The sequence below is a fragment of the Rhizobacter sp. P2_H2 genome, from assembly GCF_056403375.1.
The window spans coordinates 1-8,916 of sequence record NZ_JBFUFP010000136.1 but is presented as its reverse complement, the minus strand read 5'-3'; the positions used below and the strand labels follow the sequence as shown (position 1 = coordinate 8,916).

The window sequence follows — 8,916 nt, the reverse complement described above, 5'->3', positions numbered from 1 at the left end:
CGCCAGGGCCGACCGCCCCAGCTGAGCCCCCACAGCCTGCCCCCGGCCGCCTCGCCCACGCGCACCAAGCAATCAAACAGACAGACGCAATCAAATGCCAACCGATCGCCTCGGCCAACTCACGCACCTGGTGATGACGCGCTTCACGTTGAAGGGCGGCACCGTCAAGCTCGATGAATCGGCGACCTTCACCGTGCAGATCAACCCGGCCGACTTCAAGCACACCACCGGCATCACCTACGACAAGAAGAAGACCCAAGGCGATCCCCAGGCCACCCCGAAGTTCGCCGCGGTCGGAGATGAACACGTCAGCTTCGCCCTCGTGCTCGACGGCACCGGCATCGTCCCGCCCGGCGCCAACGGCAAGCGCGAAGACGTGCGCACGCAGATGAAGAAACTCAATGCGGTCGCCTTCCAGTACCTGCCCGACACCCAGGAACCGCCCCTCGTGCGCCTGCTGTGGGGCAGCCTGATCTTCTTCGGCCGGCTCGAATCGATGAACACGCAGTACACCCTCTTCAAGCCGAGCGGCGAACCGCTGCGCGCCCGCGTCGACCTGAGCTTCCTCGGCGCGATGAGCAAGGAGGAGGCCCAGCTCGTCTCCAACCGCAGCCCCGAGACCAGCGTCACGAGCGTCACCGTCGTCGACGGCGACACGCTGCCCCAGCTGTGCGCCGACCACTGCGGCAGCGCCGCCGCGGCCCCCGCGGTCGCGCGCACCAACAACCTGCCCAGCCTGATGGCCCTCACGCCCGGCACGACGCTGGCGATGGCGGCACGGCCCGCCTAGTCGGATCACCCCATGCCTGGCGTCTCCCCCCTCGACAACGCCGACGGCGTCGTGCGCCTGTCGCTCAGCTCCGACGGCACCGAACTCGACGCGACCATCGACGTCATCTCGATCTCGGTGCGCCGCGGCGTCAACAGCGTTCCCTCGGCCCGCATCGAACTGGCCGACGGCGACATGCCGAACCGCAAGTTCCCGCTCAGCGACGCCGCCCACTTCAAGCCCGGCGTGCTGCTGTCGATCAAGGCCGGCTACCAGTCGGCCCCCACCACCGTGATCTTCGAAGGCCTCGTCGTGCGCCACGGCCTGCAGGTGCGCGGCGACAACGACGCCCGCCTGATCGTCGAATGCCGCGACAAGGCCGTGCTGATGACCGTCGGCCGGCACAACGCCAACTTCATCGACCAGACCGACAGCGCCATCATCGAGACCCTGGCCGGCGACCACGGCCTGAGCATCGAGGCCGATGCCACCGAGCTCAGCCACACCGAGCTGGCCCAGCACTACTGCAGCGACTGGGACTTCATGCTGTCGCGCGCCGAGGTCAACGGCCTGCTCGTCATCGCCACCGACGGCAAGCTCGCCGTCAAGGCCCCTGCGGTCGATGCCGAGCCGGCGCTTTCGGTCACCTACGGCATCGACGTGATCGACTTCCAGGCCGACCTCGACGCGCGCAGCCAGCTCGCCAGCGCCCAGGCCTTCTCGTGGGACATCAAGGGCCAGGCCGCGCTCGAAGGCACCGCCAGCGCACCGGTCACGCTGCCGAAGCAGGGCGACATCGATTCCGCCACGCTGGCCCAGGTGATCGGCCTGCCCACCTGGCGGCTGCAGTCCGGCGCACCGCAGCCGCTGGCCGCACTCACCAGCTGGGCCAAGGCGCAGCAGCTGAAGGCCGGCCTCGCGCGGCTGCGCGGACGCATGAGCTTCCAGGGCTCGGCGCTCGCCACCGTCGGCGGCCTGATCGAGCTCGCCGGCGTCGGCACGCGCTTCAGCGGCAAGGTGTTCGTCACCGGCCTGCGCCACGAGATCGCCGACGGCAACTGGACCACCGAGGCCGAGTTCGGCCTCGCGCCCGACTGGTTCGTCGAACGCCCCGACGTGGTCGCGCCACCCGGCGCCGGCCTGCTGCCCGGCGTGCACGGCCTGCAGGTCGGCATCGTGATGAAGCTCGACGCCGACCCGGCCGGCGAACAGCGCGTGCAGGTCAAGCTGCCGATGCTGCAGGCCGCCACCGAAGGCATCTGGGCCCGGCTGCTGCAGTTCCACGCCAGCAATGCGTTCGGCGCGTTCTTCCTGCCCGAGGTCGGCGACGAGGTGGTGCTCGGCTACTTCGCCGACGACCCCTCGCACCCGGTCGTGCTCGGCAGCCTCTACAGCAGCAAGCAGGCCACGCCGTACCCGCTGGAGGCCGCCAACGACATCAAGGCCATCGTCACCCGCTGCCGCGCGAAGCTCGAGTTCAACGAGAAGGACAAGGTCATCACCGTCATCACGCCCGGCAACAACAAGATCGTGCTGAGCGACAAGGACAAATCCATCCTGCTGCAGGACCAGAACGGCAACAAGGTCGAACTCGCGCCCGGCGGCATCACGCTCGACAGCCCGGGCGACATCAAGATCACGGCCAAGGGAACGATCACGCTCGACGCGGTCGGCGCGATCTCCGTCACCTCCAAGGCCGACATCAAGCTCAGCGCCCTGAACATCGCCGCCGAAGCCCAGGTCGGCTTCACCGCGAAGGGCAACGCGAGCGCCGAGCTCTCGGCCGCCGGGCAGACGGTGGTCAAGGGCGCGATGGTGATGATCAACTGACCTGCACGGAAGCACCGCCATGCCGCCCGCCGCCCGCCTCACCGACATGCACGTGTGCCCGATGGTCACGCCCGGCCTGCCGCCGATCCCGCACGTCGGCGGGCCGATCGTCGGCCCCGGCGTTCCGACGGTGCTGATCGGCAAGCTGCCGGCCGCGGTGCTCGGCGACAGCGCGGTCTGCGTCGGCCCGCCCGACACCATCATCCAGGGCTCGACCACGGTGCTGATCGCCAACAAGCCGGCGGCGCGCATCGGCGACCCGACGGCGCACGGCGGCAGCATCGCGATGGGCTGGCCCACGGTGCTGATCGGTGGATGACTCGACCATGGGCCTCGACAGCAACAAGCGCTTCCTCGGCACCGGCTGGGCCTTCCCGCCGGCCTTCGACGGCCGCACGCTGCATGCGCTGACGGTGTCGGAAGACCAGGACGTGCGCGAGAGCCTGCGCATCCTGCTGTCCACCGTACCCGGCGAGCGCGTGATGCACCCGACCTACGGCTGCGGCCTGCAGCGCATGGTGTTCGAGAACATCACCGAGAGCACGCTGACCGAGATCCGCAGCCTGGTCGAGAAGGCGGTGCTGTTCTTCGAGGTGCGCATCACGCTCGACCAGGTCGAGATCGACACCTCGGACCTGTACGAGGGCGTGCTGAAGCTGCAGCTGAACTACACGATCCGCAGCACCAACGTGCGCGACAACATGGTGTACCCGCTGTACCTGAACGATGGTGCGGCGCGCGAGGTGGCGGCATGACCAGCGGAACCTCGCAGAATGAACGCTTTCCACCGGCGCTGGCCGACGGCTACTTCCGCGTCGACGAGCTGCCGTTCGAGGACCGCGTCGCGATGACGGCCACGCTCGCGCGCCAGCTGCGCTTCGTCGACCTCGACAACCGCGAGGCCGGCGACTGGCGCGCGATGTTCGCGAGCGACGTGACGATGGTGCTGGCGCGTATCGCCAGCATCGACGTGCAGGCGCTGCAGGAGGATTTCCTGCACGACGCCGACTCGGCGCCGCTGCCGCGCCTGGCCCACCAGGTGGTCGAGCTCGCGCAGTGGATCGACCTGTGGTTCAAGTCGCTCGACGGGCGCGAGGATGCCGCCTCGCTGGCGTTCCGCGGGCGCATCCACCAGCTGGTCGACCAGCAGCTCGGCGCCGAGCTGCAGTGGGTGCACGAGCGCTTCGGCAAGCGCCGCTGGCAGGACCGCGAGGTCGGCCGCTCGCACGAGCGCCTGGCCGGCATCTGGAGCAGCGGTGCGCCACTGCTCGCGACGGCTGCCGCCGGCCGTGACGAGCGCGAGCTGCTGCGCGAACGCTACTTCGTGTTCCTGGCCGCGATCGACACGCTGCGCGCGCTGGCCCGCGAACTGCTGCCCGGCACGCTGCACAGCGGCACGCACGAGGCGGCGGTCGGGCTGCTGATCGCGTTCCTGAAGGTCTATGAATCGGCGCAGCGCGAGGTGAACCGCTTCACCGCGCGGCACGTCGATTTCTACTACCGCGACTGCCTCGGCTTCGGCCCGGCCGGGCCGGTGGCCGACGAGGTGCACCTGGCCTGCGCCCGCGATGCGCGCGGCGAACGCCTGCTGCAGGTGCCGCAGGGCACCGTGTTCGACGCCGGCAAGGATGCGGCCGGCCAGCCGCTGCGTTTCCACAGCGCGGCACCGCTGGTGGTGACCGATGCGCGCGTCGCGGCGCTGTGCACGCTGCGGATGGAGCGCGATGCGCGGATCTCGCCGGAGTGCGAGTTCGGCTTCGTGACGCGGGCCAAGGCGGCGCGGCCCCCGGTCGGTGTCGCGGACGGCAGCAGCGCCTGGCCGCTGTTCGGCGGCGGCGCCGGGGCGGTCGATGCGCGGCTGGGCCTCGCGATCGCGTCGCCGCTGCTGTTGCTGCGCGAGGGCGAGCGGATGATCCGGGTCGAGTTGCCTGTCGGGGAGGGCTCGGCCGATGGCGCGCAGGCGCTCGACGCGCTGGTCGACGCGGTCACCTTCGCGACCGACCCGGTCACGCTGCGCGATGCCTTCGGCCGGCTGCTCGGCCACTGGCTGCTGTCCGGCAGCGCCGACTTCACCGAAGCGCAACTGCGCCGCATGCGGCTGGCCGCGCACCGCGAGCTGCAGGGGCGCGTGCCGCAGGCGCACAGCGTCGGCGATCCGCTGGTGCTGCTGGCCGGCGCGCAGGCGCCGCAGCGCGTGCTGGTGTTCGAACAGCTGTTCCACGGCCTGCTGAAGCTGCACCTGAGCGCCGCGAACGGCTGGCTGGAGGCCACCGATGCCGATGTCGACCGCCTGCCGGAAGGTGGCCTGTCGATCACGCTACGGCTGCGCCCCGATGCGCCGGCGATCGTCGGCTGCGAGCCCGCCGTGCATGGCAACGACTGGGGGACCCGGCTGCCGGTGCTGCGCATCGAGCTCGGCACGCAGGGCCGGCTCTACCCGTACTCGCTGCTGGCCGACCAGCCGCTCACCGACGCGCGGCTGCGCGTCAGCGCCAGCGGCGTGCGCGACATCGTGCTGCACAACAACCTCGGCCGGCTCGACCCGACCAAGGCCTTCCACCCGTTCGGCCCGCTGCCGACGCTGTCGTCGTACCTGGTGGTCGGCGCGCGCGAGGTGGCGTGCAAGAACATCCAGCGCTTGTCGATGCAGCTCGAATGGGGCGGCCTGCCGCCCGACGCCGGCGGCTTCGACACCCACTACCGCGGCTACCCCGACGAGCAGCGCCGCGGCGATTTCACGGCCGCGCTCGCGATCCTGCGCGACGGGCTGTGGCAGCCGTGCAGCGGGGCTTCGGCGCAGCAGCCGCTGTTCGCGCCGCCGGATGCCGCCGCCTGCCTGCAGCCGATGTGGGAGATCGAGGTCGACCCCGGCTCGGTGCGCAAGCACAGCCGGGCCGGCGACCCGGCGGAGTGGGACGGGCCGCTGCCGCGCAACGGCCTGTACCGGCTGCAGCTCACCGGCCCGCGCGGCGCGTTCGGCCATGCCGCGTACCCGATGGTGCTGGCCGACACCGTCACCGCGAACGCGCGCAGGAACCTGCGCGCGCGCCGGCGCCAGCTGCTGCCGAACCCGCCCTACACGCCGCTGATCGAGCGGCTGACGCTGAGCTACGAGGCGGCCGGCGTGATCCGCCCCGGCGCGCAAAGCCCGAGCGAGAAGGGACCGCTGGAGGCCGCGCCGGACGTGGAGCGCCTGCTGCACCTGCACCCGTTCGGCGTCGACACGCTGCATTCGGCGGCGGCCGGCGCGAGCCACGGGCTGCTGCCGCGGCCCGGCGACGACGGCAACCTCTACATCGGCCTCGCGGCCGGCGAGCCGGGCGGCACGCTGACGCTGCTGTTCTCGCTGCTCGAATCGGCTGCCGACGCGACCCGCTCCGGCGCGGTGCGCGCGCCGGTGCGCTGGGCCACGCTGGCCGGAGACCACTGGCGGCCGCTGCCGGCGGCGCGCGTGCTGGCCGACAGCACCGAGGGCTTCCTGACCTCGGGCATCGTCACGCTCGACCTGCCGGGCGACCTGACGCTGGACAACGAGGTGATGCCGGCCGGCCTGTACTGGCTGCGTGCGTCGGCGGCCGCCGGCTTCGAGGGGTTCGCGGCGCTGCAGTCGGTGCAGGCGCATGCGCTGCGCGCGCGGCGCGTGCTGCCGACCGGGGCGGCGATGTTGCAGATCCTGCCGCAGGGCCGCATCACCCGCCCACTGGCCTCGCTGCCGGGGCTGTCCGGCGTGCAGCAGGTCGGGCCGTCGTTCGGCCTGCGCCCGGCCGAGGACGCGGGCCTGCTGTACACCCGTGCCGGCGAGCGGCTGCAGCACAAGCAGCGGGCCGGCACCGCGTGGGACGTGGAGCGGCTGCTGCTGGCGCGCTTTCCCGAGATATTCAAGGTGCGCTGCCTGTCCGGCGACGAGATCGCCGCGGCCGGCCAGCCGCGGCCGCCGGCCGGCCAGGTGCTGGCGGTCGTCGTGCCGCAGGTGCCGCGCAACGATCCGGCGTTCGCCTGTGCCGCGCCGCGCTTCAACGCGATCGAGCTGCGCCGCATGGCCGACTACCTGCGCGAGCGTGCGTCGCCGTTCGCGAAGGTGGTCGTGCGCAACCCGGTCTACGACCGGCTGCAGCTGCGCTGCGTGGTCGGCCTGGCGCGCGGCGTGCACGAAGGCGAGGCCTTGCAGCGCATCACGCGCACGGTGGTGGCCACGCTGTCGCCGTGGTTCGACGACGGCTGCGGCCCGGCGTTCGACTGGGTCGTGCGCGGCGAAGACCTCGAGGCGCGGCTGCGTGCGCTGGACGGCGTCGACTACGTGACGCAGCTGTCGCTGCTGCACCTGACCTGCAGCGACGCCGGCGTGTACACGCTGGTCGACACCGCACGCGAGGGGCAGGGTGAGAGGCCAGGTGAAGGGCGGGGCGAACGCGGCCACGCCGTCTCGCGCGCCCCGTGGAGCCTCGCGCTGCCGATGCCCACGCACATCGTCACCGCGGCCTCCGCGTTCCCCGACCCGGCGCCGCAGCCGACCGGCATCGCGCAGCTGTCGATCGGCAGCACCTTCGTGATCGGGGGCGGCGCATGACGATCCGCAACCGCAAGACGCTGCAGCACTTCTTCGACGAAGGCCGCTTGCCCACGCGCGACCACTTCGCCGACCTGATCGACTCGATGCTCAACATGAGCGACGAGGGCTTCCACAAATCGGCCGAGAACGGCATCGAGGTGTCGTCGCCGGCCGGCTACGACGCGCTGGTCAGCTTCTACCGCGAGCAGAGTTCGCGCACCGCGCTGTGGTCGATGAGCTACGGCGGCGACCGCGACCAGCTGCTGTTCCACCACGCCGGCGTCGCCGCGTCGCGCGGCCGCAAGCCGGTGCTGGCGCTCGACGCACAGGACCGCGTCGGCATCGGCACCGCCGAGCCGGCCCAGGCGCTGGACGTGGCGGGCGTCGTCGCCTCGCAGGGGCGAGTCGGCAGCTGCCGCTGGCCGGGGCTCGCGCCGGCGCTGGCCGACGGCGAATGGCACGACCTCACCGGCCCGCTCGGCGGCTGCCAGGCCTTCGAGGTGATGGCCGGCGCCGGGCACCCGGGCGGCGGGCGCTTCGCGCTGATGCACGCGATCGCGATGAACACCTACAACCCGACGCGCGGCTGGCTCGACATCCTGTCGCGGCGCAAGCGCATCCGCTGCGACAACACCTGGTACGGCCGGCGCTGCGACAAGCTCGAATTGCGCTGGGAAGGCAGCAGCGGGCGCAACGCCAGCTACCGGCTGCAGGTGCGCTCGAAGTGCGATTACGGCAGCGGCGTGCGCATCCAGGCGACGCTGACGCGGCTGTGGTTCGACGAGACCATGCAGGGGTGCGCGCCATGAGCGGTGAACGCGACGACGCGAGCTTCGCGCGGCTGCGCGAGCAGGGCATCGCCTGGCTGCAGGCCGTCAGCGGCCACGCGTGGACCGACCACAACCTGCACGACCCCGGCATCACGATGCTCGAGCAGCTGTGCTTCTCGCTGACCGACCTGGTCTATCGCGCCGATTTCCCGGTCGCCGACCACCTGACCGGGCCGGCCGGCACGATCGACTACGACGCCTTGTCGCTGCACCCGCCGGCCGAGGTGTTCCCGTGCCGCGCGACCACCGGGGCCGACGTGCGCCGCCTGCTGCTCGATGCCGTGCCCGGGCTCGACGACGCGACGCTGCAGGCGCGCGACGACGGCGTCGTGCACCTGGTGCTGCAGCTGTCGCAGGGCGCGGCCGAGGGCGAGGGCAAGCGCATCGCCGATGCGCGCGCGGCCTTCCTCGCGCAGCGCAATCTCGGCGAAGACCTCGACCTGGCCGTGACCGCGGTGCAGCCGGTCGCCTGCGAGCTGCATGCGCAGATCGAGATCGGCGGCCCGCGCGACGCGGCCGACGTGCTGGCCGAGGTGTACGACCGCTGCGACCGCTTCGTCGCGCGCGCCGCGGTCAGCCGCAGCCTCGACGAGCGGCTGCGCGCCGGCGCGTCGCTGGAGGAGATCTACACCGGGCCGGTGCTGCAGCACGGCTTCATCGACGACCTGCCGATCGGCCAGGACGGCGCGCAGCGGCTGTTCCTGTCGGACCTCGCCGCGGTGGTGCAGGCGGTGCCGGGCGTGGRAGGGGCGCGGCTGTCGCAGCTGCGGCCGGCCAATGCGGCGGCCAGCAACGGCTCGGTCGCCTGGCGCGGCGACAACTGGGCGCTGCGGCTCGCGCTGCCGAGCGACGGCTCGCCGGGCACCATCGGCGTCACGCGGCGCGGCAACCCGGTCGCGGTGGCGCCGGCCGACCTGTGCCGCCGGCTCGAAGACCTG

The 8,916-nt window shown here is 72.0% G+C and carries 7 protein-coding genes; all 7 read left to right on the top strand.

Translation table 11 applies throughout. The features are described from left to right. Positions 1–94: 94 nt before the first annotated feature. Positions 95–790 (top strand): CIS tube protein, encoded by a 696-nt coding sequence (locus tag AC1D15_RS10500; RefSeq protein WP_197066873.1) that lies wholly within the window; start codon positions 95–97, stop codon positions 788–790. Between the two features lie 12 nt (positions 791–802). Next, a complete protein-coding gene (gene vgrG / locus AC1D15_RS10495) occupies positions 803–2,599 on the top strand; it encodes a type VI secretion system tip protein VgrG (protein ID WP_477825933.1) in 1,797 nt (598 codons plus the stop codon). A gap of 19 nt (positions 2,600–2,618) precedes the next feature. Beyond that, complete coding sequence (locus tag AC1D15_RS10490) at positions 2,619–2,918, top strand: PAAR domain-containing protein (protein WP_465113107.1); 300 nt, start codon at positions 2,619–2,621, stop codon at positions 2,916–2,918. After that, entirely contained in the window at positions 2,911–3,354 is a 444-nt protein-coding gene (locus tag AC1D15_RS10485; protein WP_465113108.1) for a GPW/gp25 family protein, read from the top strand. Before AC1D15_RS10490 ends, AC1D15_RS10485 begins: the two co-directional genes overlap by 8 nt. Further along, positions 3,351–7,166, top strand: a complete 3,816-nt coding sequence (locus tag AC1D15_RS10480; protein WP_477825932.1) for a hypothetical protein — start codon at positions 3,351–3,353, stop codon at positions 7,164–7,166. Before AC1D15_RS10485 ends, AC1D15_RS10480 begins: the two co-directional genes overlap by 4 nt. After that, entirely contained in the window at positions 7,163–7,957 is a 795-nt protein-coding gene (locus AC1D15_RS10475; RefSeq protein ID WP_047505151.1) for a hypothetical protein, read from the top strand. Before AC1D15_RS10480 ends, AC1D15_RS10475 begins: the two co-directional genes overlap by 4 nt. After that, positions 7,954–8,916: hypothetical protein (locus AC1D15_RS10470; RefSeq protein WP_477825931.1), on the top strand; the 963-nt coding region annotated here is incomplete at its 3' end. The genes AC1D15_RS10475 and AC1D15_RS10470, both read left to right, overlap by 4 nt.

Bases quoted from the DNA above. Each gene is read 5' to 3' on its own strand.
- AC1D15_RS10490 (WP_465113107.1), top strand. From the start codon at position 2,619: ATGCCGCCCGCCGCCCGCCTCACCGACATGCACGTGTGCCCGATGGTC.
- AC1D15_RS10480 (WP_477825932.1), top strand. From the start codon at position 3,351: ATGACCAGCGGAACCTCGCAGAATGAACGCTTTCCACCGGCGCTGGCC.
- AC1D15_RS10475 (WP_047505151.1), top strand. From the start codon at position 7,163: ATGACGATCCGCAACCGCAAGACGCTGCAGCACTTCTTCGACGAAGGC.
- AC1D15_RS10500 (WP_197066873.1), top strand. From the start codon at position 95: ATGCCAACCGATCGCCTCGGCCAACTCACGCACCTGGTGATGACGCGC.
- vgrG (WP_477825933.1), top strand. From the start codon at position 803: ATGCCTGGCGTCTCCCCCCTCGACAACGCCGACGGCGTCGTGCGCCTG.